Annotated in this window: 23 protein-coding genes and 1 riboswitch; of the genes, 15 read left to right on the top strand and 8 right to left on the bottom strand. The window is 59.1% G+C overall.

Annotation, left to right across the window (positions count from 1 at the left end; all coding sequences use genetic code 11):
* Positions 1–3 precede the first annotated feature (3 nt).
* Both dapB and dapA read right to left on the bottom strand, forming a co-directional pair.
* Entirely contained in the window at positions 4–744 is a 741-nt protein-coding gene (gene dapB / locus DW029_RS05910; RefSeq protein ID WP_199582566.1) for a 4-hydroxy-tetrahydrodipicolinate reductase, read from the bottom strand.
* The gene (gene dapA / locus DW029_RS11680; RefSeq protein ID WP_118345540.1) at positions 737–3,046 is read right to left on the bottom strand and encodes a 4-hydroxy-tetrahydrodipicolinate synthase; all 2,310 of its coding nucleotides are present in this window, start codon (positions 3,044–3,046) and stop codon (positions 737–739) included. The genes dapB and dapA overlap by 8 nt, the downstream gene beginning before the upstream one ends.
* A 65-nt stretch (positions 3,047–3,111) precedes the next feature.
* Positions 3,112–3,280: riboswitch (Lysine riboswitch) on the bottom strand.
* Positions 3,281–3,424: 144 nt separating this feature from the next.
* Here dapA and DW029_RS05900 point away from each other — a divergent pair.
* The 5 genes from DW029_RS05900 to DW029_RS05880 all read left to right on the top strand — a co-directional run bounded on the left by DW029_RS05900 (position 3,425) and on the right by DW029_RS05880 (position 7,585).
* Positions 3,425–4,612 carry an N-acetyldiaminopimelate deacetylase gene (locus tag DW029_RS05900; protein ID WP_118345539.1) on the top strand — a complete coding sequence of 396 codons (1,188 nt, stop codon included), beginning with the start codon at positions 3,425–3,427 and terminating at the stop codon, positions 4,610–4,612.
* Positions 4,613–4,668: 56 nt separating this feature from the next.
* Complete coding sequence (locus DW029_RS05895) at positions 4,669–4,938, top strand: hypothetical protein (RefSeq protein ID WP_118345538.1); 270 nt, start codon at positions 4,669–4,671, stop codon at positions 4,936–4,938.
* Positions 4,939–5,102: 164 nt separating this feature from the next.
* A complete protein-coding gene (locus DW029_RS05890; protein ID WP_233543817.1) occupies positions 5,103–5,645 on the top strand; it encodes a DUF4352 domain-containing protein in 543 nt (180 codons plus the stop codon).
* A 38-nt stretch (positions 5,646–5,683) separates the two neighbouring features.
* A complete protein-coding gene (locus tag DW029_RS05885) occupies positions 5,684–6,106 on the top strand; it encodes an XRE family transcriptional regulator (protein ID WP_118345536.1) in 423 nt (140 codons plus the stop codon).
* Between the two features lie 99 nt (positions 6,107–6,205).
* Entirely contained in the window at positions 6,206–7,585 is a 1,380-nt protein-coding gene (locus DW029_RS05880; protein WP_158572621.1) for a protein kinase, read from the top strand.
* A 37-nt stretch (positions 7,586–7,622) separates the two neighbouring features.
* Here the strand turns inward: DW029_RS05880 and DW029_RS05875 are convergent, their stop codons facing one another.
* Positions 7,623–8,756: a glucosaminidase domain-containing protein gene (locus tag DW029_RS05875; RefSeq protein ID WP_118345534.1), complete on the bottom strand. Its 1,134-nt coding sequence runs from the start codon at positions 8,754–8,756 to the stop codon at positions 7,623–7,625.
* Between the two features lie 396 nt (positions 8,757–9,152).
* Here DW029_RS05875 and DW029_RS05870 point away from each other — a divergent pair, with 396 nt between their 5' ends.
* Both DW029_RS05870 and DW029_RS05865 read left to right on the top strand, forming a co-directional pair.
* A complete protein-coding gene (locus DW029_RS05870) occupies positions 9,153–10,409 on the top strand; it encodes an ATP-grasp domain-containing protein (RefSeq protein WP_118345533.1) in 1,257 nt (418 codons plus the stop codon).
* An 84-nt stretch (positions 10,410–10,493) separates the two neighbouring features.
* A complete protein-coding gene (locus DW029_RS05865) occupies positions 10,494–11,240 on the top strand; it encodes an aspartate/glutamate racemase family protein (RefSeq protein WP_233540350.1) in 747 nt (248 codons plus the stop codon).
* Positions 11,241–11,364: 124 nt separating this feature from the next.
* On the opposite strand, the gene DW029_RS05860 is transcribed toward DW029_RS05865, so the two are convergent.
* The 5 genes from DW029_RS05860 to DW029_RS05840 form a co-directional block, all read right to left on the bottom strand.
* Positions 11,365–12,111: an energy-coupling factor transporter transmembrane protein EcfT gene (locus DW029_RS05860; protein ID WP_118345532.1), complete on the bottom strand. Its 747-nt coding sequence runs from the start codon at positions 12,109–12,111 to the stop codon at positions 11,365–11,367.
* Positions 12,104–13,855, bottom strand: coding sequence for an ABC transporter ATP-binding protein (locus DW029_RS05855; RefSeq protein ID WP_118345531.1), 1,752 nt, complete (start codon positions 13,853–13,855; stop codon positions 12,104–12,106). Before DW029_RS05855 ends, DW029_RS05860 begins: the two co-directional genes overlap by 8 nt.
* A gap of 211 nt (positions 13,856–14,066) precedes the next feature.
* Positions 14,067–14,639, bottom strand: a complete 573-nt coding sequence (locus DW029_RS05850; protein ID WP_118205989.1) for a hypothetical protein — start codon at positions 14,637–14,639, stop codon at positions 14,067–14,069.
* A 408-nt stretch (positions 14,640–15,047) separates the two neighbouring features.
* Positions 15,048–16,853, bottom strand: coding sequence for a C69 family dipeptidase (locus tag DW029_RS05845; RefSeq protein ID WP_158572620.1), 1,806 nt, complete (start codon positions 16,851–16,853; stop codon positions 15,048–15,050).
* Between the two features lie 409 nt (positions 16,854–17,262).
* Positions 17,263–18,180, bottom strand: coding sequence for a diacylglycerol kinase family protein (locus DW029_RS05840; protein WP_117735253.1), 918 nt, complete (start codon positions 18,178–18,180; stop codon positions 17,263–17,265).
* A 98-nt stretch (positions 18,181–18,278) separates the two neighbouring features.
* Here DW029_RS05840 and rnd point away from each other — a divergent pair, with 98 nt between their 5' ends.
* The 8 genes from rnd (at position 18,279) to DW029_RS05800 (ending at position 26,060) form a co-directional block, all read left to right on the top strand.
* Positions 18,279–19,412, top strand: a complete 1,134-nt coding sequence (rnd, locus tag DW029_RS05835) for a ribonuclease D (protein WP_118098998.1) — start codon at positions 18,279–18,281, stop codon at positions 19,410–19,412.
* A 64-nt stretch (positions 19,413–19,476) separates the two neighbouring features.
* Positions 19,477–20,181 (top strand): zinc metallopeptidase, encoded by a 705-nt coding sequence (locus tag DW029_RS05830; protein WP_118345529.1) that lies wholly within the window; start codon positions 19,477–19,479, stop codon positions 20,179–20,181.
* Between the two features lie 115 nt (positions 20,182–20,296).
* The gene (gene xseA, locus DW029_RS05825) at positions 20,297–21,748 is read left to right on the top strand and encodes an exodeoxyribonuclease VII large subunit (protein ID WP_370220179.1); all 1,452 of its coding nucleotides are present in this window, start codon (positions 20,297–20,299) and stop codon (positions 21,746–21,748) included.
* A gap of 42 nt (positions 21,749–21,790) precedes the next feature.
* Positions 21,791–22,057 carry an exodeoxyribonuclease VII small subunit gene (xseB, locus tag DW029_RS05820; protein ID WP_006234311.1) on the top strand — a complete coding sequence of 89 codons (267 nt, stop codon included), beginning with the start codon at positions 21,791–21,793 and terminating at the stop codon, positions 22,055–22,057.
* A 155-nt stretch (positions 22,058–22,212) separates the two neighbouring features.
* Positions 22,213–22,548 carry a histidine triad nucleotide-binding protein gene (locus DW029_RS05815; RefSeq protein ID WP_035137921.1) on the top strand — a complete coding sequence of 112 codons (336 nt, stop codon included), beginning with the start codon at positions 22,213–22,215 and terminating at the stop codon, positions 22,546–22,548.
* A 41-nt stretch (positions 22,549–22,589) separates the two neighbouring features.
* Complete coding sequence (locus tag DW029_RS05810) at positions 22,590–23,480, top strand: LysR family transcriptional regulator (protein WP_118345528.1); 891 nt, start codon at positions 22,590–22,592, stop codon at positions 23,478–23,480.
* 105 nt (positions 23,481–23,585) lie between these two features.
* Positions 23,586–24,761, top strand: coding sequence for an MFS transporter (locus DW029_RS05805; RefSeq protein WP_233543816.1), 1,176 nt, complete (start codon positions 23,586–23,588; stop codon positions 24,759–24,761).
* 120 nt (positions 24,762–24,881) lie between these two features.
* Entirely contained in the window at positions 24,882–26,060 is a 1,179-nt protein-coding gene (locus DW029_RS05800; protein WP_117735248.1) for an acetate/propionate family kinase, read from the top strand.
* Positions 26,061–26,115: the final 55 nt, after the last annotated feature.

Genomic DNA, 26,115 nt, shown 5'->3' with positions numbered 1-26,115 from the left:
TGGTTAGGCAAACATGATCTGGTCGAACGTGTAGAAGCCGGGCTCGCGGGTGACGAGCTTCTGGGCGGCGGTCAGGGCGCCGTTGACGAAGATCTGGCGGCTCGTGGCACGGTGCGTGAGCGTGACCTCCTCGTCCTGGCCAAAGAAGCTCACCTCGTGCACGCCGGCGACGGTGCCGCCGCGCAACGAGTGCATACCGATTTCCTTGGGGTCGCGCGCGCCGCACATGCCCTCGCGTCCGTAGACGGGGTGGTAGCCTGCCTCGGGCTCGGCCTCGACTACGGCGTCGAGCAGCAGCTTGGCGGTGCCGCTGGGGGCGTCAACCTTTTGGTTGTGGTGCGTCTCGACAATCTCGCAGTCAAAGCCGGGCAGCTCGCGCGTGGCCTGGGCCACTAGATGACGCAGGGCGGCGATGCCGATGGAGTAATTGCCCGAGTGCATAACGCGGGCGTACTGGCCCAGCTCACGCAGGCGGTCCATCTGCTCGGGAGTGTAGCCTGTGGTGCCCGAGACCAACGCCGTACCCGTGCGCTCGACATAGGCGACGACGGCGTCGAAGGTCACGACGTTCGAGAAGTCGATAATCACATCGGCAGCCGGTGCGTTCTCGAGCTCGCTCAAATCGAAGCCAATCTGGGCCACGATATCAAAAACGGGCTTCCCGGCGGCGTCGACAATTCCTTCGGCGGTAGTGCGGATGAGCGAGCCCATGCGGCCCGTTCCCATAATGACGGTCTTAATCAAGCAGACCAGCTCCCTTCAGAGTATCGGTAAGTGCGGCTCGCGTGTCGTTGGCCATGGGGCATAGCGGCATACGGTAGTTTGCCTCGATCATGCCCATCTGGGCGAGCGCTTCCTTAACGGGGATGGGGTTGACCTCGCTAAAGAGGGCGTTGATGAGCGGCTGGCCGGCAATCTGGATATCGCGGGCGCGCGCTACGTCGCCGTCCAGATAAGCGCGGCACATGTCGTGCACGAGCTGCGGCTGTACGTCGGCCCACACGCTGATGGTACCCGAAGCGCCTAGGCTCATGAGCGGCACGGTGAGTGCATCCTCGCCCGAGTACATGCGGAAGTCATCGGACAGCAGGTGGGCGATTTTGGCCGCGTAGGCGACGTTGCCCGAGGCCTCCTTGATGCCCATGATGTTGGGGTGCGCGGCCAAGCGCTCTACGTTGCGCTCGCTGATACCGCAGCCACAGCGGCCGGGGATGTTGTACAAAATGCAGGGGATGTCCACGGCGTCGGCCACGGTCTTAAAGTGCTGGTAGATGCCCTCTTCGTTAGATTTGTTGTAGTAGGGGGTAATGAGCAGCAGACCATCGGCACCCAGGCCCTGGTAAGTGAGCGACTTAGTGAGCATGGTTTGCGTGGAGTTAGAGCCCGAGCCGGCAATAACGGGGACGCGGCCCGCAACCTGCTTGACCACTGCGGCGACAACGGAGTTGTCCTCGTCGTCGGTCATCGTGGCACTCTCTCCGGTGGTGCCCAGGGTGAGGATGGCGTCAGTGCCATTTTGCAGGTGGAAATCGATAAGGCGCTCAAGCGCGTCAAAGTCGACACTGCCGTCCTTTTTAAACGGCGTGACAAGGGCGACGATTGAGCCCTCGAGATTGCGGATATCCATGTTCTTCTCCTTCGCTTCCGCGATCTGGACGCGTTTGTTCCATTGGGCGGCGACTGCTAGGCGCTCGTCCTGAGCGCGACGGCGGGCGGCATCGGCGCGCGATTTGGCCAGCAGCTCGCGGCCGCACGGCAGCACGTCGAGCGTGGCAAAGTAATCGCCCGGGCGCTCGGCGCGGCGGATGAGGTCTGCCGAGCCATCGGGGCGCAGCAGGACCTCGGCGGAGCGCAGACGGCCGTTGTAGTTGTAGCCCATGGAGTAGCCATGCGCGCCGGTGTCGTGAATCACGAGCAGGTCGCCCATGTCGATATGCGGCAGCTCGCGGTCGATGGCGAACTTGTCATTGTTCTCGCACAGATTGCCCGTGATGTCGTAGGTGTCCGTAACGGGCGTTGTGGTCTTGTCGTCGCCACCCGGCTGGCCCATCACCGTGATGTGGTGGTAAGCGCCATACATGGCGGGACGAATGAGGTCGACGGCACTGGCGTCCACGCCGATATAGTCCTTGTAGATTTGCTTCTCGTGGATGGCCTTGGTGACCAGGCACCCATAGGGGCCCATCATAAAGCGGCCCATCTCGGTACAGATCGCCACATCGCCCATGCCGGCGGGAACCAGAATCTCGTCGTAGGCCGTGTGTACCCCTTCACCGATGGCGTGGATGTCGTTGGCTTGCTGCTCGGGCAGATAGGGGATACCGACGCCGCCGGACAGATTGATGAAGGCGACGTGTGCGCCGGTCTCGCTCTCCAGGCGCACGGCAAGCTCAAAGAGGATGCGCGCGAGCTTGGGGTAGTAGTCGTTGGTGACGGTGTTGCTGGCAAGGAATGCGTGGATACCAAAGTCCTCGGCGCCCTTGGCCTTGAGCATGCGGAAGGCCTCGAAAAGCTGCTCGGTGGTCATGCCATATTTGGAGTCGCCCGGGTTGTCCATGATGCCGTTGGAGAGCTGGAACAGACCGCCCGGATTAAAGCGGCAGCTGACCGTCTTGGGGATTGGCCCCGCAACGTGCTCAAAGAACTCGATGTGGCTGATGTCGTCAAAGTTGACGATGGCACCCAGCTTGTCGGCGAGCTCAAAGTCGGCCGCCGGCGTGTCGTTGGACGAGAGCATGATGTCGTGGCCGGTGATGCCCAGTGAGCGGGCGATCATGAGCTCGGTATAGCTCGAGCAATCGCAGCCGCAGCCGTATTCGTTGAGGATGGAGATAAGTGCCGGGTTAGGGTTGGCCTTGACGGCAAAGTATTCCTTAAAGCCCGGGTTCCATGCAAAGGCGTCGCGTACTTCTTGCATGTTGCGGCGGATGCCCGCCTCGTCGTATAGATGAAACGGCGTGGGGAACTGCTCAACGATATGCTCGAGCGTTTCCTTGTCCACAAACGGCTTCTTTGCCGCATATGCCTCGTTGGGAGTCAATGACATGTCCCGTAAACCTCGCTATCCAGACGGCGCTACCTGCGCATCGAATCCGCATAGCGTGGACCCAATGTCCGGATAGCGCTCCCGCATTGCTGCAGACAGTCCTGCGGGTGTTTCCCGCAGGCCCACCAGGCTGTTCGTGCCCGAAAAACCCAGTTCGGCGGGTTTCGCCTCCCCACGGGGTCAAAGTCTGCCGACTCGCCCGCGGCTCTTCGTGCCCGCGCCTCTATCAAGTGGTAAAGACCCTACCACGTTGCACTTTACCAAACAAGAGTATTCGTATATAACGTTTAAAAAATGCAGGGATATGCTGGAAACATGTGTGCCACAATCCTGTATCACAATAAGTTGTAACAGATGTGCCTTACGAAGGGATTTTCTATGACCGAGCTCCAAGAACTCCGTCGCTATCGCCGCGATTTCCATCGCATTCCGGAGCTCGATTTCGATCTTCCGCAGACGATCGCTTATATCGAGGGCGTGCTGGCGCCGCTCGCCTGCGAAGTGACCCATCCGTGCCCCAGCTGCGTCTGCGCTTTCTTTGACGCTGGCGTTGGTGCCACGCATGCCACGGCGATTCGCGCGGATATGGATGCGCTGCCCATTGCCGAGGCGACGGGTGTGGCCTTCGCCTCGTCTTATCCTGGTAAGATGCACGCTTGCGGGCACGACGGGCACATGGCCATGGCGCTTGCCGCCGCGACGTATGTCGACCGTACGATTCGCGAGCAGCCGGGCACCATTAAACGTAACGTGCTCTTTGTGTTCCAGCCGGCCGAGGAGACAACCGGTGGTGCCAAGAATGTGTGCGAGAGCGGCGTCTTCGAGCGCTACGGTGCCGACCGCATCTTTGGCTTTCACGTATGGCCCGACCTTCCTGCCGGCACGCTGGCGAGCTGCCCCGGTCCGCTGCTGGCGCGTTCGAGCGAGACGCATGTGCACATTCACGGGACGAGCATCCATATCGCCAAGACCTATGGGGTTCCGGTCGAGGAATCGCACGATGCGGCGCTGGCGGCTGCCAAGTTCTTGGTTGCCGAGCGCGAGCTGATGGACGAGCTGGGCGCTGATGAGCCCTGTATCGGTAAGTTCGGCCTGCTGCAGGCCGGCACCGTCTGTAACGCCGTGGCGGGGGAGGCCCATGTTGCCGGTAGCTTGCGTGTGTTTACGGACGCCATGTTCGACCGTGCGCGCGAGGGCGTACGCCGTGTGCTCGACGAGGCGTGCACCGCAACGGGCTGCACGTACGATCTCAATTTTGCCGAGGGCTATCCGCCAGTCGATAACGACCCCGAGCTGTTCGCCCACATTGCGCCCGCCTTGTCCGAGCTTCAACTTGTGGACGAGCCGCTGCTAATCGCCGAGGATTTCGCGTTCTATCAGCGCCATCTGCCGGGCGTGTTCTTCTTGCTGGGCACGGGCGTGCCAGAGGGACAAGAAAACCCGATCGATGCTGATGGCTGCCCAGCCTATGCGATGAGCGCTCTGCATACCGATACCATGCTCTTTGACGAGGAAATCCTACTCAAAGGCCTCGATGTCTACAAACGATTGCTTGGCTTGGAGTGACGATGAGGCGACGTCGGCAATCAGCCGTATATAGTCCGGGTGGATGCGGGTGCGGTTTGCTGCTGCTTCCGGTCATCGCTGTGAGCATTGGCGTGATGTTTGCGCTTGCCGGGCTGGCCGCAGCGGCACTCGTGTTGCTGATTGTGGCCATCGGCGTGACGGTCTGGCTGTGCCGCTCTCGCGAGCAACGCCGTGCCGATGGTAAAACCGATGTTGGCTGGGTCGTCTTCCTAATCATTGCGTACCCGCTGAGTGTCGGCTACCTGGTGTTCTTTGTCCTGTTGATGATCAGTACTTTTACCGGGGAATCCGTCACGGTGGGTTGATGCACTGCCAGCAGACGGTCGCGTAAAGTGCGTTTGCTCGGCGTTTGGATAACTGCATTGGCCGTTTACCGCAGCCTTAGCTCTCAGCTAATGAATTCAAGTTCAATCCTTTCTACGATGTGCTGTGTGCCGGCACGGTAGCCGGATCGTAGGAAGGATGCATGATGAATAAGCTCGAAAACGAAGTGCTGCTGAGCCGTCGCGCTGCACTTGGCGCATTCGCCACTGTTGCTTTGGGGACTGCCAGTCTTCTTGCCGGTTGCGGTAGCGATAAGGCGACCGTCACCGAGGACGCTGGCGATGGCGACAAGAAGGAAGAGACGAAGAAGGATGAGCAGCCTACGACTGACCTGGCTGTTGGCACGACGGTGACCACGACTGCTGGCCTTTCCGTCGTCGTCGATTCCGTCCAGCCCGGTCTCACAAATTTTGACGGTTCGACCATGACGGGTATTCACGTCACGTACGTCAACAATGGCGATGAGGGCGCAGATTACAATATTTACGACTGGAAGGGCGAGGACGCCAACGGCGCTCAACAGAATCAGGGTTACTACAGCGAGGGCTCCGATGAGCTGCAGTCTGGTACCCTTGCCGCCGGTGGCTCCGTGGCGGGCAATATCTACTTTGATGGTGACATCAAGAAGGCTCTCTATTTTGCCAACATGTTTGATAAGTCCGCGACTGCGAGCTGGGTGCTCGCCTAACTTGTTGCCGCTATTGACTGTATGGGAGGTGAAGCCGCATGCCCGATAAAAAGCTGACGGACGAGTTGCTCAATGAGCTCCTCGACGCGCCAAACATCGATGGCTATATCAAAGAACACGACTTTGCCGCCCCGTCGCTTTCGGATTATCTAAAGCAGCTGCTGCAGGAAAAGGGACTGGAGCGTTCGCGCGTGGTCCGTATGGCCGACCTCAACGAGACGTTTGGCTATCAGATTTTTACCGGAGCGCGGCATCCGAGCCGCAATAAGGTGCTGCAGATTGCCTTTGCCATGGCGCTGACGCTCAAGGAGGCCAACCGCGCCTTGACAGCGGCAGGTGCCAATGTCCTCAACTGCAAAGATCGCCGTGATGCGATTATCATTTTCTGCATCGATCGTGGCTGCAGCCTGCAAAAGGTCAATGAGGAGCTGTATCGCTTTGGCGAGGAAACGGTGAGTTAGTGGCCGATGGCTGAGCCGGCGGTGTCACCAGAACAACCATGCAAACGAACGGGGCGCGGATGCCATGGGGTGTCTGCGCCCTGCGCTATGATGGAGGCTATGGATACTCAGACCCCAACATATTCTGATGACGAGCTGACCGCAGCGCTTGCCGAGCACCTGGCGTCGCTCGATCGCGACGACAGCTATCGCGTGGAGCGAGTGCTTAAGCGCTCGTCCGTTGAAACAACCGAGCTCGTGTACTTTGAAGGAACCGGCGGTGGTTCGCTCGGCCCCTTTGTCCGTAAACGCATCGATGCTTCGGCTCAAATCGGCGGGGCATACGAGCGTCTGTTTGCCGCCCAGCGGGCAGGTGGGCGTTTTGAGCACCTGCCCAGAATCGTCGATTGTCGTCGTGTGGGCGACGAGCTTAACGTGGTTATGGAATACATCGAAGGGGAGACGCTCGGGGTGCTGGTGGACCGTCTGGGAGCCACCCCCGATTATGCGCGTGAATTGTATCCTGCCCTATGCGATGCCGTGGGCGAGCTCCACGCCGGTTTTGCAATGGCGGGGGAGACGTCGGCGCCGGTGATCCATCGCGACCTCAAGCCGTCGAATATCATCGTGACAGGTGCCAACTATACGCCTGATGAGGGCCTGGCGTTTTCATCGCTGGTGATTATCGACTTGGGGATCGCGCGCGTGTGGCGCGATGGCGCCGATGCAGACACCGTCAAGTTCGGCACGCGACCCTATGCGCCACCCGAGCAGTATGGGTTTGGGCAGACGAGTGTGCGCAGCGACGTCTACGCACTTGGCGCCCTGTTGTTCTTCTGCTTGACGGGAGTCGACCCTAAACCAGGGCTCGACATGCGCGAGCAATGCGAGGCGCGTGGCATTCCCACTCCACTTGCCGATGCCGTCTGCATGTCGATGGCGCTCGACCCGGCCAAGCGTTTTGCGAGTGCGGAAGCGTTGGGACGGGCGACGCGCTCGGCATACGATCTGAGCCGCCCCGTGCGGCCTCCTACACCTACGCCTGTCCGTACTCCGGCCTCGGAGACGGTGTTGACGCTCCAAGGGCTCCAGAACCCCGCAGGGCTTCCTAGGCCTGCCGCCTCCGCTGCATGCGGTCTGCTCTCTCGCGTTCCGGAGTCTCTGGGGCGCATTTGGAATACGCTTGTCTGCTTCTCGCTACTTGTGTTCTTTGCCGGAAGTCACTTTGCCGTCTTCCACCCCACGGGAGCAAACCAAGGCTACCCGACGTGGCTTCTCATAATCGAGTATTTTTTCTTTGTCGATGGCCTTATGGTGCTTATGCATTTTGCGCTGCTCGATAAGCGCCGTCTTCGTCGGCGATTCGTACTGCTCGACAGCTATCGCGGCAAGAAACTCGCGAAACTCTGGCTCAAGGCATTGGGTGTGCTGCTCCTATGCATGATCGTCATAGTCGCGGTTGCCAATGCGACCGGCGTCGTCGATACCTCCGCTACCTAAAAGAAAAGGGCCCCATTGGGGCCCTTTGCAGTCGCACTTAGATGCGGTTCATCTGAGCGGCGACTTTGTTATACCAGTCCTGCCACGTGGGCGGGCAGTACTTTTTGGCGGCATCCGGGGTAAGCGTGGAGCCGTAGTTGCGACCAAGATAGGCAACGTGGGCTGAGATGCCCTCGCCCCAGCTGCCAAAGCTGCGCCAACCGCCGCCAACGGCGCTCCAGCCCCAGGCGTTGTAGGAATTAGCGCAATAGAGGCCCTTGCTGCTCTCGATGCAGGCGATGGCGGGGGACCAGCGAGGGTCAACACCGGTGTTCCAGGCGGCCACGGCAAAGTTGTAGCCCTGGCCTGCCAGGGGGGAGCCGGCGAGGTAGTTGTCGATACGGCTGGTCCACTCGTTGATAAACGAGTCGTAATCGGAGTTGCCGGTATTGGGGTTGTTCACCGTGGTATCGATGGTGGTGTTGGAGTTATTTGCCTGGCTGTTGGAGTTGTTGCCGCTCACGCCAGTGCCCGCGAGCTTCTCGGCGGCAGCAGCCTTGTCGGCCTCGAGCTTGGCCAGCTCGGCGGCGTTCTCCTGCTCGGCCTTTGCCTGGGCTTCGCTGCGAAGCTGCTGGGCCTGCGCCAGTGCATCCTCGGCGGTTTTCTGCTCGGCCTCGAGCTGGGACTTGGCCTGCTCGAGCTCAGTCTTGTTCTGCTCGAGCTCGGTCTGCATCTTGTTGAGCTCATCGATCTCATCGACGCTCGAGCTCGTGATCTGGTTGGTGTACTTGCAGGTCGTGATGAACTCGCCCAGGCTCTGCGCGTTGACCAGGAAGCTCACGATGGGGTTGGTGCCCTTCTGGTACTTGTACAGGTCGCGCATGGCGGAGCTTGCCTTGGCCTGCTGATCGGGAAGCTCGGCTTCGATCTCCTCGATGCTTGCCTCGTTGGTGTCGATTTGCTTCTGCAGATCCTCGAGCTTGGTGCGGGCCTCGTTGTAGGCGCTCGTGGCGGCTTCGATTTTCTGCTGGGCGGCGGATAGCTGATCCTGCGTTGCCTGCGAGGCGGCATATGCCGCGACGGGGGAGAGCATCGGCGAGGCCGTCAGTGCAACGGCGAGCGCGGCGCTCGTGATGATACGAGCCGGCTTCGACGCGATGAGCGCTGCGGTGCGATGGTTCGAATGCTGCATCCAGTCCCTCTGCAATCAATCGTAGGTTATGGTTCGAAAGGTATTCTACTACTGCTTTCGACCTCAACTTGAACCTTAAAGGTTCTAAAGGGTCAAGTTGAACTTGAGGCTTTGGCTTTGACCTGCAGTTATATCGAATTGTTGAGAAACCATAGAGTTCAACTTTAACGTTACGAGGACCTGTTTGTGGGCGAGTTTTGGGCTGTGAAAGCTCTCTTAACGTGGGGTTTTGCAACTACAGGGCCCTATCGCGGTGAGCGTGGCTTTCATACTAGATAATTGCGTTGATTGCCATAGATACGGTGGAGCTTTAGGAGGAGACGGCCCGACACGTTAGAATAAACAGGTTGCATAAAGACCGCTCAGCGTATGGGCAGTTGATGATAGGAAGTATCCATGGCATTGCAGTTTACAGAGCGTGAGTTTATCCCCGTGCTGCTCGGTGGCGACATCAACGCCTATTCGGTGGCGCGCGCCTTCTACGAGGAGTACCAGGTCAAGAGTCTGGTCTTTGGCAAGTATCAGACGGGTCCCGCGTACCGCAGTCAGATTATCGACTACACGCCCAACGTGGATATCGATACCATGCCCGTGATGCTCAGGACCGTCAACGGCATTGCCCAAGCGCATGCCGATAAGACGATTGTCCTTGTGGGCTGTGGAGATAACTATGTTGCCCTCGTGGCTCAGGCCAAGGATGCCCATGAGTTGGCGGATAACATCGTCGCGCCTTACGCTCCCTATAGCATGCTTGAGCAGTGTCAGAAGAAGGAGATCTTCTACGAGCTGTGCGAGAAGCATGGCGTGCCCTATCCGCATACCTTTACCTTCACCATGGCGATGCTGAATGCCCAAGGCGAGGCACCTGCCGAAGTGCTCGACCAGATCGATTTTCCTTACCCGATGATCCTGAAGCCTTCCGACGGCATCATGTGGTGGCAGCACGAGTTCGAGGGCCAGAAAAAGGCCTATGAGATTGCCGACCGTGCTGAGCTGGAACAGGTCATTCGCGACTCGTATGCCAGCGGCTACACCGACGACCTGATCTTGCAGGATCGCGTGCCCGGCAACGACGAGTACATGCGCGTGCTCACCAGCTATTCCGACCGCAACGGCAAGGTCCGCATGATGTGCCTGGGCCACGTGCTGCTCGAGGAGCATCAGCCCCATGGCGTCGGTAATCACGCCTGCATCATCACCGAGCCCAATGACGAGCTTATGGGTGGCGTGCGCAAGTTGCTCGAGGACCTTCACTTTGTGGGCTATTCCAACTTTGACGTTAAGTACGACGAGCGCGACGGCTCGTTTAAGTTCTTCGATTTCAACACGCGCCAGGGTCGCAGCAACTACTACGTCACCAACAGCGGCTTTAACGTTGCCAAGTATGTGGTGGACGAGTATGTGTTCAACCGCCCGTTTGAGCCGGAGTTTGTGACGGCGCAGGACGAGGCCCTGTGGATGGTCGTTCCAGTGGGCGTCGTCGACAAGTACGTCAAGGATCCCGAGTTGCGCGCGAAGGTGCATCGCCTGGACAAGGAAGGCAAGGGCGCCGACCCTTCGTTTATGAAGGGCGACTTTGTCTTTAACCGCTGGCTGCGCATGTGGCACACCAAGCTGCGCCACTTTAAGCTGTTCAAGACGTATTACAAGTAGATGAGTGCGGCGCCCGTCCGGTTTACATCGGGCGGGCGCGGGTATGATACGCGCAATTGCGCAAGCGTCACCAAGGAGGCGGCGATGGAAAAGCTGGGAGTTATCGGCGGCATGGGCGCCGAGGCCACGTCGTATTACTACGACCAGGTGGTGCGTCATACGGCTGCTGCCTGCGATCAAGAACATATCGACATGGTGGTGCTCTCCAAGTCGACCATGCCCGACCGCACGCTGGCCATTAAGACCGGCGAGCATGCCAAGCTGCTGGCGACCATGAAAGAGTGTGCCCAGGCACTCGAGTCGCTGGGCTGTGCGCACATTGCCATTCCCTGCAACACGTCACACTACTTCTACGACCAGATCCAGTCGTTTACCAGGGTGCCGATCATTCACATGCCGCGCGAGTCGGTGCGCTATGCTCTGGCCGGTGCGGTGATGGGGGAGTGCGAGTTCGATCCCAACCTGAGTATGCCGGCCGAGCCGGTGCACAAGATTGGCATTATGGGAACCGATGGCACCGTGGGCGCGGGCGTCTACGGCCGCGAATGTAAGGCTGCGGGTGTTGAGGTTGTCTATCCCAGCGAGAAACGTCAGAACGATGTGATGTCGCTTATCTACGATGATGTGAAGGCCGGACGTGAGCCCGATATGGATAAGTTCGATCGCGTGATGTGGGAGTTCGCCCGCAGTGGTTGCGACCGTGTCATTTTGGCTTGCACGGAGCTCTCGGTGCTGCAAAAGTATCGCGAGATGCCCGAGATCACCCTCGACGCCATGGACGTGTTGGTGCGCGAATCCATCATCCGAAGCGGCGCACTCTATCGCCTGTAGCCCTCGACCTGCCAAGAAGGGACAGGTTGATTTTGGCAGGTTTTATCTGGGGAAACAGTAAGGCCCCGGCTCGTTCGATGCGACCCGGGGCCTTTTGCGTTTGTCGGTTGCCGTTGGCGATGGGCTAGAACAGGAAGCCGAGGACGATGAGCACAACACTGGCAGTAAGCACAGCAATGTCCAGCCCTGTGATGGGATAGCGCTTGTACGAGCTTGCGCGCGTGCGCAGGTAGAAGCCGCGCTGTTCGGCTGCTAGGGCCGTGGCATCGGTCTTGCCCACGCTCGAGATAAGCAGCGGTACGCACAGCGGCAGCATGAGCTTAAGCTTCTTGATGGGGTTTTTGGTGTCATACTCGACGCCGCGCGCGGTCTGCGCCTCCATGATGGCGTTCATCTCTTGGCCAAACACCGGCACAAAGCGCAGCGCCGTGGTAAAGGTGAAGGCATAGCGATACGGCACGTGCAGCACCTCGACGCAGGCGTTGGCAAGGTCGTTGAGCTTGGTCACCATGAGCATGAGGATGAGTGGTAACGCTACGCCCAGCAGGCGCAGACAGGCCTTCGATCCTGTGATGAGGCCCGTGTCGGTGATAAAGCCCCACACCACGTTGCCATCGCGCATAAAGGCCAGCTGGAGCACCAGCATGATAAGCGCGAGCGGAATCAGCAACTTGAGTAGCGAGAACAGACGGTTGACGACGCCGGCATAGGCACCCAGAGCAAGGGTGAGTGCCAAAAAGCCCAGCAGCGCCACATGGGTGTCGGATAAGAAGATGCCGACGATGATGGCGGCGGCGAGGCCCAGCTTGACAACGGGGTTCAGGCGATGCAGCAGCGTATCGCCCGGCATGTAGTCGATGACGTTAACCACGGTGGACCATCTCCTTGGTAATTCGAACGACATCGGTGACCTCGCTCACCTGCGCAAAAGCGGGCGAGACGGAAGATGCCAGACGGCGCGAGAGTTCAATAACCTGGGGAGGCTCCACGTAGGCACGCCGCATGAGATCGATGCTCGAGAATAGCTCGTGCGTGCGGCCGCGGTTGAGGATGCGACCGTCGGCCATTACCACAATGCGCTCGGCAAAATCCGAAACGACTTCCATATCGTGGCAGACCATGATAACGGCGCAACCGCGCTCGGCCATGGTGCGCACCGTTTCCATGACGGTCATGCACTCGCGGTAATCAAGGCCGCTCGTGGGCTCGTCGAGCACGACGATCTTGGGCTCTACGACCACGACAGAGGCGAGTGCCACCATCTGGCGCTGACCGCGCGAAAGCGAGAAAGGCGCCTCATCGGCAGGCAGGCCAAAGCGGTCGATGACGAGTTGAGCACGACGCAGAGCCTCGGCGCGGTCCATGCCGCCAAGCTCCAAGCCAAAGGCGACCTCGTCGAGCACAGTGTCCTTGCAGATCTGACGGTCAGGGTTTTGGAAGAGGGTTGCGACTTCGCGGGCGATACGGCTCGTGGGAACGGCTGCGGTATCCAGTCCCGTGACGCGCACGCTGCCCGAGGCGGGCTTAAGCAGGCCTGTGAGCAGCTTGGTGAGCGTGGTCTTGCCGGCACCGTTTTGGCCGACGATGCCCACGAGCTCGCCGGGATAGAGGGTCAGGTTGAGGTCGTGGACGGCGGCGCCACCATTGGGATAGGCAAACTCAACATGATCGAAGGTGAGCACGGGCTCGGCGTCCTTGGCGTGCGGGCGCAACGACGGTGCGTGCGGTGAGCCGGCGGGTGCCTGTATGTCGCTGCTTGCGTGTGCGGGGTCGACGATGCCCGAAATCAGGCGCTCGGCCTCATCGACATCCAAGCAAGGGGTACCGCTTACCAGGCCATCGGCCTGGAGGCTATTGAAGATACGCGTGACGCGAGGGCAGTCGACGCCGATGGCACGGAGCTCGTCGGTATGCGCGAAGACCTCGTGTGGCTCGCCCTGCAGCGCGATTTCGCCATGGTTGAGCACGAGCACGCGGTTGCAGTACTCCGAGAGCAGGGCGACCTTTTGCTCAACGACGACGATGGTGATTCCAAGTGCGCGGTTTGCCTCACGTAGCGTCTCGAAGACCAGCGTGGAGCTGGCGGGGTCGAGTGCCGCGGTGGGCTCGTCGAGAACCAAGACGCGCGGACGCATGGCGAGGATGGCGGCGATGGCTACCTTTTGCTTCTGTCCGCCCGAGAGGGTGGCGATCTCGCGGTCGCGCAGGTCGCTGATGCCGACGGTCTCGAGCGTTTCGCTCACGCGCTGCTCGATCTGGTCGTGGGGAACGCCAAAGTTCTCGAGTCCAAAGAGCATCTCGTCCTCGACGACCGAAGCGACCATCTGCGTGTCGATATCCTGCAGCACACTGCCGGCGATTTGCGACACGTCGGTGAGCGAGACTTCGCAGGTGTCGTGTCCGTCAACCATGACGGACCCAAAGAACGTGCCGGTGTAGTGGTGGGGCACGGCGCCCGACAGGCAGGCGGAAAGCGTGGACTTGCCGGCGCCCGAGGGCCCGATGATGCCGATGAAATCTCCCTTGTTCACGCTGAGCGAGATGTGGCTAAGCGCCTGCTCGGTCTGCGTGCCATAGGAGAACGAGACATCGTCGACGTTGATGATCGTTTCCATGGATACCTTTCATAGTCATTGGGGACGTTCTTACATGACTAGTCGTTTAAGAACGTCCCCAAGAGCTAGTTGTTTGGGACAGTCTTTGTTGGTGGAGTGCGGAGACGGCTTTACGAGGGGCCCAGGTTGGCGCGAAAGAGGAGCGAAGCGTACTTGGGTACGCGAGCGACGAATGAACGCCAAGATGGGGTGGCTCGTAAAGCCGAGCGGGTTAATTGAGCCTAAGGGCCTTCTGGATGGGCAAGTAGAGGGCACCGACCAGAATGGCGTTAAAGACGGCGGTCATGGCGACGACGGGCAGCATAGCGGCGGCGAGCTCGCCCACCACGCCGAGCATGGCCATCTTGATGACCATGAAGATGACGCCCGAGACAAAGGTGGTCACGAACGTTGCGACGATGGCGACGGCAGACTTGACCTGTCCGTCCTTGGCAGCAGCGTTGACGATGACGGCCATGAGCATGGCGGCGATGCCCTCGGCGGCAAAATCGACGAACGGCGAGGTGGTGGTGATCTGGATCACGGCAGCCGAGATGAGGCCAATGACGAGCGCTTGGCCGATGTTGGGGCGAACGACCAGGATGGTGAGGCAGAAGGCCGAGATGATGAACTCGGGGCTGATCATGCCGCCCGAGATGCCCGAGATTGCCTTGCCGACGGTGAAGTTGAGGATGAAGCCGGCGGCGAGCAGGATGGCGAGCAGGACGAGGGCGCGGACATCGAGCTTGCCGCGGTCGGCGGTCTGGACGGTGCGGGGCTGGGCGGCGGTGGTGTTCTGAGACATGGTGAAAATCCTTTCGGAATGGGAGTGCAAGAGAAAAGCGGAGGCGCGTGATGCGAATGCGATCGGGCTCGAGATAGAAAAAGGCCCCCGGTCGAAACCGGAGGCCTTCCAATCACCTAGAGCGCAAAAACAGGCGTGAGGGACTCACTGTCGACCGATCGAATTCGCATCACGCCACCACCAGTTGTTGAGAGAGTTCATCGTGTTCTTCATGTTGGTGGCTCCTTTCGTGATGCCGTGGCGCGGTCGCACCTAGTTGCTGTTGCGCTGCACTATAGCACAGCGAAGTGTGTGCGGGGAAATCTTTTTTAAAAAGATTTCAGGCGGGTTTCCCGCCGGTCAAAAGAGCGGGCTGAGCGAACGAGGCTGCCATCGCTGCCTTGCCCGCTCAGCTAGGACATGAGGGCCTTAGGCCTTCTTGCGACGATAGATCACGTAGGCGCAAGCACCGATGATGACGACGGCGCCAACGGCCATGGCAGCCATGTTGTTGCCCTCGGACTTCTCCTCGGTGGCCTCTTTCCCTTTGACCTCGGGCTCGGCTACATCCTCATCGGAGAGGGCCTCGTCGGCGTAGGTGATGGACTCGACCAGGCAGTCGTTGTCGGCATCGTAGTCACTCGGGACGAACTCCTCGGAGAAATCCTCCTCCTTGAGGTAGTCACGCATCTCCTCGAGCATAGCCTTGCACTTGAGGTAGGTGTTCTTGGTGGCAGCCTTGCCGGCCTTGTTGGCCAGGGCGGTGCGGGCCTCGGTGTCCTCGGTGGCCTGCATGGCATCGTCGACGGTCAGGTTCTGCTCGATGAGTTCCTTCTGCAGGGCGTCGAGATAGGCGCGGACGCCGGTGGCGCAGTGGTCGCGGTTCTCATAGGCGAGCGTGTTGATGTCCATGAGGACGTAGTTGATGGAGTTCTTGGGCTCCTCGTTGTTCACGACGTCTTCCTCTTCGCAGTGATCAAAGGAGACATCCTGATCGCTGAAGTAGGGGCTGACCTCGGTGAGCAGTGCGGAGTAGAAGGGGATGGCGACGGAGAATTCGGCGTTGGAGAGCATCTCCCACTGAATGGTCGCGATCTCGGGGTCCATGCCCTGACGGATCTGGAAGGTGTGGATCTCGGTGTTGCGGTTGGAACCAATGGCATAGGCGCCGTCGGTGTTGGCGTTGAGGCCGGCGACATTCTCGCCACGAGTAGCAAAGCTGCGGATCATCTCAAAGGTGTTCCAGTCGGACTTGCCGGGCTGGAAGAACAGCGGCTGCATCTCGTGGACCAGGGCGCCGGTCGTGGCGCGAGCATCTTCGCGCTCGTCCTTAACGATCTCGTAGTCGGTGCCCTCGGCAAGCGGAGCCATGAAGTAATCGCGGCCCTGGATATAGCGCGACCAAGAATGCATGGCCTGCTCGCTAATTTCCTCACCGTAGGTCTGGGCAACGTCGAACTGGCCGTCATCGAAGTACTTGGCAAAGCCCTTTTCTTCGGGCATGGTCTGAATGTCCTTGGAGTGGAGGCAGTTCTCGGTGTCGTCGAGGTTAACCTTGTAGTTAAGGTTGCCGATGTTGGGGTTGACCGAGGCGATGTCGTCGGTGAGCTTCATGGCAATCCACTGATGGCCAGAAAGTCCGGCGAACAGCCAGGTCTCGTTGTTGTCGGCGACGATGATCTGGTCGTTGGTGCAGATGCCCTGCTCGTCGACCAGACTTCCGAGGAGCTCGACGCCCTCGCGGGCCGTGGCGCTCTCGCCCAGGATGACGCTGGCGTAGTTGTATTCACCGATGCCGGTCTCCTCGGTGAGGGGGTCGGCCTCCTCGGCCTTCTCGTTGTAGGAGGTGCTCAGCGTGGCAGAGCAGGAGACGCCCTTCTCGTTGATGCCAGCCTCGGAATAAGCGTCATAGCGATCTTCCCACTGAGAGGGGTTGTCGCGAACGAAGGTGTAGCGATACGTGGGGCCCGTGGACTTGTACTCAAAGCCGGATTCGAGCGAGGTGTACTTGCTACCGTCCTTGTGCGCAGGCTCAATGCCAAAGTGCTTGATATAGCGTGTGCTAAAGTCCTCTGCGCGGCCGTAGTACGTGTTGCCGTCCGCCGTGAGTTTGCTGCCCATGTAGATCTGGGTGCAAGCGAGTGCCGAGGTCGGCATGGCCATAATGGCCGCAGCTCCGAATGCAAGGCCGCAGCCAAGCTTCTTGAGCGTGTTGACGGGATGAGTAAACCTCATGATCCCTCCCAACCGTTGAAACCCCGCGGAACCGTGCAGGATTTCAGCTAATAAATACATCTATTAGCCTATCGGAAGTCTAAAAAGTATTCACTAGATTCGGTGAAATACTCGATGAGCGTCATAAAATATGCGATGAGCGGATAAGAATACTCATTTTGTAGCTTTAGTTAAATAAAGGCACCCTGCATTTACTGCAGTGGAATAAAGCGCCAGACAATACTCAAAAGAAAACTCTCCCGCTGTTTAGAATTTGCATAAACAGCGGGAGAGTCGATAACTGGATGAATATCATACTAATGTGGTTTTACTTCTTCCGACGGTGGATCACGTTAATCGCATAGCCGACGAGCATGGCCAGAACAATGACGATAAAGCCGAGCAGGGGATTGTCGTTCATGGGGTCCTCCTATTTTCCGAGCGGGGAGAATTCGTCGACGATGAGGTCGAGGCATTGCGGAAGCGCGCGGGCACCAAAGACGCCCGAGTTGCTGGAGATGATCTCGCCATCGAACTGCATGCCCAGCGACGGCGTGCAGGTGATCTTGGCTTCTTTGGTCTGGATGATCTTGAACTGCGGACGGCCAAGCACCTTGCCGGCGGGGTCGAGCGCGGCGGTGATTACCGTGGGAAGCAGCTGTACCGTGCGTACGGGCTCGATGACCGCGATGTCGACCATGCCGTCGTTCATGCGGCAGTTGGGGAACAGGTTGATGTCGTTTTGGATGACAGACGTGTTGCCTGCCATGCAGCAGATGCCGTCGAGCTCCTCGACAATGCCGTCATGCTCAATGGTAAAGTGCGCCACCGTGGGGTTGGGTGTGGCGAGCGCCGACAGGAAGTAGGCGATCTCGCCGATGTCGTTTTTAGTGGGGGCGGCCTTCATCATAATCTCAGCGTCAAAGCCCGAGCCGGCGATGATGATAAAGCCATGGCGCTTTTCGTTGCCGTTCTCGTCGAGCCAAAAGAGCTCGCCCATGTCGACTTTGACCGTGCGGCCGGCGCGGCATGCCTTGGCGAGCGCCGCTGCCTCGGGGGCATTGCCGATGTTGTTAAAGAATAGGCAGGCCGTGCCGGAGGGGAAAACGAGCGTGGGAACGCCGCAGCCGCGCATCTGGTCGAGCACATTGGAGACGGTGCCGTCGCCGCCCGAGACGACCACGCGGTCGAACTCGCGAACGTCTGCCACGGCGTCCTCGGGCTCCATGCCATCGCCGATAAAGCGCATCACGACCTCGTCGCCGCCCTGTGCAAGGGCGTGCGTGAATGCGTAGATTTCATCTGAGCTGGGGCCCGATGCCGGGTTGTGGATGATAAGGCAGCGCATACTTACGTTCCCGTTCTGTGACTAACCGAGTATAGTTGTAGGGCAATGCCGATATCCTACCCGTGTTTTTCGGGCCTAACCTTATTCGATGGGTTGATATGTACATTTCCACACATCAGGCTCTGCTCGACTTTTGCCAGCGCGCCCGCAAGTTCGACGCGATCGCCGTCGACACCGAGTTTTTGCGCGAGCGCACGTTTCATCCGCGCCTGTGCCTGGTCCAGATTGCCACCCCTGCCGAGAGCGTCGCGGTCGATCCTCTGGTGATCGACGACCTATCGCCGCTGGCAGAGCTTATGGCCGACGAGAGCGTGACCAAGGTGTTTCACGCCTGCTCGCAGGATATGGAGGTTATGCTCCATACCGTGGGCGTGCTGCCGCGTCCCATTTTTGACACGCAGGTGGCCGCCGCCTTTTTGGGCGAGCGCCAGCAGATTTCCTACGGCGCGCTCGTGCAGACGTTTTGCGGTGTCTCATTGCCCAAGACCGAGTCACTGACCGATTGGTCGCGCCGCCCGCTGACCGACAAACAGATCGAGTACGCGATCGATGACGTCAAGTATCTGATCGTCGCCTATACCGAGATGATGAGTCGCCTGCGCGAGCTGGGCCGGGTGGACTGGGTGCTCGACGAGTTGCGTCCGCTGGCCGACGAGTCGCATTATCGCGCCGATCGTCACGAGGCATTCCGCAAGGTCAAGCGCATCAACTCCTGCAGCCGCCATCAGCTGGGCATTGCGCGCGAGCTTGCCGCTTGGCGCGAGGATCGCGCCGAGCGCCGCAACATCCCGCGCAAATGGGTCATGTCCGACGACACGTTGCTGGCCCTGGTTAAACGCAATCCCGTGCGCGTTGAGGAGTTCCGCAGCATCCGCGGCACCGACCAGCTGGGGGAGCGCGACGTGGACGGTGCATTGATGGCCATCAAGCGTGGCGCGAGCTGCCCGCACGATCGCCTGCCGCTCATGGTGCGCGGGCATCGCCAGATTTCGCCGGAGTTGGAGAGCGTGACCGACCTTATGTATGCGCTTATTCGCTTGGTTGCCGAGCGTTCGGGCGTGGCGACCTCGGTCATTGCCTCGCGCGATGACCTGGCCGACTACATCGAGCATCCCGAGCAGAGCCCCCTGCGCGAAGGTTGGCGTTTTGAGCTCGTGGGTTCGCGTCTGGACGATTTGCTCTCGGGCAATATGGGGTTGACGGTCAAAGATGGCAAAATTGAATTGCTATAAGGAAGCCTAGCCGCTTGAGTGGGTAGAATGCCTCCAACGTGTAACTCGATTCGGAGGAATTCGCATGCCTTATTACTATGGATACGGCTTTGGCATCGACCCGCTGTACCTGCTGGTTGTTCTTGTCTGCACAGTGCTTGGCCTTGCCGCGCAGAGCTATATCAACTCGACGTACAAGACGTGGTCTAAGGTGCGCTCGGATGGCGATACGGGCGCCACGGTCGCTCGTCGCATGCTCGATGCCAACGGTTGTAGCGCCGTGGGCATAAAGGGCGTTGCCGGCGAGCTTACCGATCATTACAACCCGCTGGATAACAACCTGTATCTCTCGGATGCCAACCGTTCGGGCGGGTCGGTCGCAAGCGTTGCCGTCGCCTGCCACGAGGCGGGCCATGCCGCCCAGCGTCAAAGTGGTTATGCCATGATGAAGGTACGCACCGCTTTGGTCCCCGTCGTCAACTTTACCCAGAACACCTGGACGATCGTGCTGCTCATGGGCCTGTTCATGAACATCGCGGGGCTCACGACCCTCGCGCTGGTCTTCTTCTCGTTTAGCGTGCTGTTCCAGCTGGTTACGCTGCCGGTCGAGATCGATGCCAGTCGCCGTGCCGTGACGTATATCGAGCAGTCGGGCATGAGTTCCAAGCAGGTCAACGGTGCCAAGAAGGTGCTGACGGCAGCCGCGCTCACCTACGTGGCGGCGGCGCTCACCTCGATTATTCAGCTGCTCTACCTTATGGCTCGCTACAACAGAAACTCCAACCGATAACAAATTGGGTCGCTGGGCGCCGTGGGGATTTGTGTCCCCGCGGCGCTGTACTATGTGTTGGATTTGAATTTGCGCAGGGCCGAAGCCCTTGTGCACGATAACGGAAGGAGGCTGCGTGGCAGGCTGGAATCTAACCGGCAATGCCGTTTCCGCCGAGTTCGACGGTTCGGACGATCAGGAGCGCAAGGAGCTCAGCGTGAGCCAGGCGGTGGAGATCGCCGCCGGCGCGCTCGATGCCATTCCGCAGCTGAGCGTTTTAGGCGAGGTCACGGGTTTCCGTGGTCCCAACGCTCGAAGCGGCCACTGCTACTTTCAGATCAAGGACGACTCGGCGGCCGTCGACTGTATCATCTGGAAGGGCGCCTACCTTAAGCGCACTTTCGACTTGCGCGACGGCATGCAGGTAAGCTTTAAGGGCAGCTTCAATCTCTACAAGCCTACGGGTCGCATGAGCTTCGTCGCCCGCTCGTTCTCGCTGGCGGGGGAGGGTCTGCTGCGTCAACAAGTGGCGCAGCTGGCCGAAAAGCTACGCCGCGAGGGCCTGATGGACGAGATGCGCAAGCGTCGCATCCCGGTGTTTTGCTCGCGCGTGGCGGTCGTCACCTCGCTTTCGGGCGCCGTAATCGATGACGTCAAGCGTACGCTGCGCCGTCGCAACCCGCTTGTCGAGCTTGTCTGCGTGGGCGCAAAGGTCCAGGGCGAGGGTGCGCCGGCAGAGCTTATTGAAGGCTTGCGCCGCGCCGCTGCCATTACGCCGGCGCCCGATTGCATTTTGCTCGTGCGTGGCGGCGGTTCCTTCGAGGACCTCATGACCTTTAACGATGAGGAGCTCGCCCGCGCGGTGGCGGCTTGTCCCGTGCCCGTGGTGACCGGCATTGGCCATGAGCCCGATACCTCGATTTGCGATATGGTGAGCGACCGCCGCGCCTCCACGCCAACGGCAGCGGCAGAATCGGTGGCGCCGGCTATGACGGAGTTGGCCGACGTGCTCGAGGCGCGCCATCAGCGTCTGGGCGCCGCGATGGCTTCGATGATCGGGTCGGATCAGGTCGATCTGGAAATGCTCGACCAACGCGGCCGTCGTGCCTGGGACACCTATACGGCTCGTCTGGGCGACGCGCTCGATGCAGCCGCGTGCCGCCCGTGTCTTAACGATCCAACGTTTATGGTTGAGCGTCGCGAGTCCGAGCTTGCCCTGACGGCCGATCGTCTGTCTGGCGCCATAACGCGTTCGGTCGGGTCCTTTCGTTCCAACTTCGAGCGTCTGCCCGAGCGCTTGATCGCAAGCACCTCAGGGCTTGATGGCAAGCGCCATGCTCTCATGCTCGCAAGCTCCCGTCTAGAGCATCAGGGGCGCACGATGCTCAGCAAGCCCGCGTCCGACTTGGGCCGAGCGGCCGCGTCGCTCGATGCCCTGTCGCCGCTCAAGGTGCTTGCCCGCGGCTATTCCATCGCCTACAGCGAAGACGGCGTGGCTACGAGCGCCAAGACCTTTAAGCCCGGCGACGCCATCCGCGTACGCATGGCAGACGGCAACGTGGCGGCAACGGTCGATGCGGTCGAGTAGGCCGCGTTTCATAGTGATAAACCTTTAGGAAAGGAAACAAATATGGCAGAGAAGACCCCGGTGGAGCAGCTTACGTACAAGCAGGCTTCGCAAGAGCTGGAGCTCATCATCCGCAGCCTTGAGTCGGGCGATATGGAGCTCGAGGAGTCGCTCGAGAGCTACACCCGCGGCGTCGAGCTCCTCAAGAGCCTGCGCACCCGCCTGTCCGATGCCGAGCAGAAGGTCTCGGTGCTTCTTAAGGACGTCGACGGCAACGACGTACTCGCCGACGGCGAAGCCGCCAACACCGACGACAACCTTTCGTTCTAACCAACTTACAGCCTGCTTTGGGGTAGTCTTTTTGGGACGGGGCTTTTTTGACTACCCTTGCGCGACGGCTCGCCGAGCGTTTGCGTTTGCGAAAAAGTAGTCAAAAAAGCCCCGTCCCAAAAAGACTACTTTGGTCTGTGAGAAAGGAACCAACCATGTGTGATTGCATTTTCTGCAAAATCGCCAACCACGAGATCCCCTCGACCGTTGTCTATGAGGACGACCAGGTCATCGCTTTTGACGACCTCAACCCCCAGGCGCCGGTCCATACGCTCGTGATCCCCAAGAAGCACTACAGCGATATCGCCGACAACGTGCCCGCCGAGACCATGGGCGCCATGGCTCACGCCATCCAGGAGGTCGCCAAGGCCAAGGGTCTGGAGGACGGTTTCCGCGTCATTTCCAACAAGGGTGTCAACGCCGGCCAGACCGTCATGCACTTCCACATGCACGTCCTCGGCGGCAAAAACCTGGGCGAGAACCTCATCTGAGGGCGCGTAGCCCGTCGACTTGGCTGCCTTTGGAGTAATCTATGCAGCTTTCTCAACTCGAATACCTTCAAGCGGTAGCGAACTATGGCGGCGTGCGCAAAGCAGCTCGCGCCGTTCATGTGAGTCCGCAAGCCGTTTCGTCGGCAATCAAAAAGTTGGAATCTGAGTATCAGATTGTTTTGCTCGACCGATCGGCGGGGGAGGCTGTTTTGTCTCCGGCGGGCAGAGAATTTGCGCGTCGTGCACGCGTGATCCTGGCACAAGTCGACGATCTCAAAAAGTACGCACAATCGAGGGGCGACGGCGTCTCGCCCGACGGCCACTTCCGTCTTTACGCCCCCTGCCTTCATGGACGGGGGCGCCTTTTTGCCGAAAACTGGTACGACTCGTTTGAACACTCGCACCCTCAGATTCATCTTGATGTGTGGCATCAGCCAACGGCAACATGCTTTGAATCACTTGTGCTTGGCATTTCGGACGCGGCTATCTCGTTTGAGGAACCACGGGACAGCGTCCTTTCTTCTAAATACTTGGGTGAAAAGGAGCTCAAGGTTCTTTCATACCCAGCGGGTCATCAATCTGTTGACGCTACGACCATTCGTGAGTTACTGGGCGGCAGGCTCGCTGTTCCCATTAATTTGTCACCCTGTCTCAATGCGATTAACCAATGCCCTGAAGCCCAGCTCGTCAATTTTCGCTTCCGAGATGTCGAATACGAAAACAGGGCGCAGGCTGAGTTTCTTCAAGCCGGGGGATTGATATTGGGTTTTTCTGGCTCTTCTCTCGCATCTGATGGATCGGAAGTAAGCGAGTGCTCCATTGAAGCCTCACATGACGTAGCCTTGCCCATCTACTTTTGCTATCGACAAAATGCCTGGACCGATCGACACCAGACGGTCTTTCTTCACCTATTGCGTCATCTCGCTTCGTGAGGCCATTTGGCCTCGTGTCGTCAAGTGAATGTTGACGCCCTGCAACGCATAGCTGACAGCTTTGCCCTCATGCTTTTCCAAGATTCCGATTTAGATTGCTGACTCTTGGAGGGCGGAGCTCTGAAAAACCGTACGGTTTTGCTTTATATGACGTTCGTTTTTCTGTCGAACTTCAGCACCATTTTGTATTTTCTGACGGTTTACCTTGAATTCGTCGGATTCTCGATGGTGGCGATTTCTAGCATGATGATTGCATATCAAGTGAGTAAGTTCATCCTCGAAGTTCCCACTGGCTATATTGCTGATAGGTTTGGACGAAAGACAAGCGGTCTCGTTGGCGGCGTGGGGATGCTTGGATACTACGCCGCCCTGCTTCTCGTCCGTTCCCCTCTGCTTTTAATCGGTGCGTTCGCTCTCAAAGGTTTTGCCGTTGCATGTCTGAGCGGATCCATAGAAGCGATTTACATTGACAGCGTCTCTCAGGACCAGCTCGTAAGACTTAATGTCGTTGAGCGATTTGTTTTCTATGCCTCTTATGCCATCTCCGCTTGCGTGGGCGGTTTCATTTCGTCTGTCGGTGCATATCTCATTGGTCTTTCGGCGGATATCATCGCAATGGTGTTGACGTTGGTTGTCGTTGTCTGCATTCCTGAGATGCGAAGAGGGGGCACTGCGGGGGCACCTGAGCGTGGAATTAGCCCGAAGATGATCGGTGCCGCTATTGCGTGTAATGGCATTCTTCGTTCAGCGTTCATCATGGACTGTTCTCAGGCATTTGCTTTTGTCGCCCTGGAAGACTTTTTCTCACTGCTGCTTGCGGGTCGCGGAATGAATGCCGTCGCTTCGGGTGTGACCATTGCGGTCCAGCTCCTTGCCTCGGCCTCCATGGGGCTTATTGTGCCCAGTGTGATTGCTCATGTCGACAAGGGCCGTTTTGCGCGTATTTGCGGCATCATTCGCTTAGTATTGACAGCTTTGTTTTTGATCCCCCTTGCTCCGGCTAATTTGCTGCCCGTGTTCTATGTGCTGCAGACGGTTGCGTACTCGTTGTTTGCCCCAATCAAATACTCAGTTTTCCAAAATGCTGCCGATTCATCGATGCGCTGTTCACTGATTTCGGTTCAAAGCCAGATGGTGGCGGTGGGTGCTGTTCTTTTCTATCTGCTCAACTCTGTGCTGAGTAGCGTTGCGGGCATTCGAGTCGTATTGCTTGTTGCGCTCGGGATTTCTTCCCTGGTGTATATCCCCGCGCTATTTTGTCTTACAAGTCAAAGGCCATGAGTATTTAGGCACCGATAACTTATATATCAACGCAATAAACCCGAGCGCGAGGGCGTTTGGGTTTATTATTGAAGCGTATGTAACCTGGCGGCGCCACACCGCCTGTTAGTAGGGAGACACATGAACGTTCTGGTCGTCAACGCGGGATCTTCGACCCTTAAGTATCAGGTCATCGATACCAAGTCCCATAAGGTGTCCGCGAAAGGCTCCTGCGAGCGCGTCTGCTTTACCGGCGGCACCTTCACCCACGCTGCCAACGGCTCCAAGAAGGTGACCGAGAACATCGAGTTCCCCGACCACAAGGTCGCCATCGAGGTCGTCCTGAAGGACCTCGAGGCCAACGGCGTCAAGATTGAGGGCATCGGCCACCGCATCGTTCAGGGCGGTTGGTACTTTGGCGATTCCTCCCTCGTCGACGAGGACGTTCTCGCCAAGATCCGCGAGGTTGCCCCGCTCGCCCCGCTGCACAACAACCCCGAGGCCAACGTTATCGAGTACTGCCTGGAGCAGTATCCCGACCTGCCCAACGTCACGGTTTACGACACCGCTTTCCACTTCAACATGCCCGAGGTCGCCCGCACCTACGCCCTGCCCAAGGACGTCTGCGACAAGCTGCACATCCGCAAGTATGGCGCTCACGGCACCAGCTACCGTTACATCTCCAAGAAGGTCGCCGAGATGACCAACGGCGAGGCCCGCAAGGTCGTCGTGTGCCACATTGGCTCCGGCGCTTCTCTGTGCGCCATCGAGGACGGCAAGTGCATGGACACCACCATGGGCTTGACGCCGCTCGACGGCGTCATGATGGGTACCCGATGCGGTTCCATCGACCCGGCTACCGTGTGCTACCTGCAGCGCGAGGGTGGCTACACTTTTGACGAGGTCGACGAGATGATGAACAAGAAGTCCGGCCTCATGGCCGTGACTGGCGGCAAGACCAACGACTGCCGTAACGTCGAGGAGCTCGCCGCCGCTGGCGACCCCGAGGCTCAGCTCGCCTTCGATATGTTCGTCTACAAGATTGCCGCCAAGGCCGCCGAGATGGCCACCTCCATGTGTGGCATGGACACCCTGGTCTTTACTGCTGGCATCGGTGAGCACGCTCCGGCCGTTCGCGCCGGCGTGGCCGATCGTCTGGCTTTTATGGGCGTCAAGATGGATCATGCCCGCAATGCCCTGCGCGGCGACGGCGCTTGGTGCCTGTCCGCCAAGGATTCTAAGGTCAAGATTTTTGTCATCCCCACGGACGAGGAGTTCATGATCGCTTCCGACGTCGAGCGCATCGTCAACGCCAAGTAATTGCAAGAGGGGAGGGGCTGGACAGCAACATGCCGTTTGGCCCCTCTTTTGCGCT

This window comes from Collinsella sp. AF38-3AC (assembly GCF_003474365.1).
Lineage (GTDB): Bacteria > Actinomycetota > Coriobacteriia > Coriobacteriales > Coriobacteriaceae > Collinsella.
The sequence above is the reverse complement of the archived record's forward strand: the minus strand, read 5'-3'. Positions and strand labels throughout refer to the sequence as shown.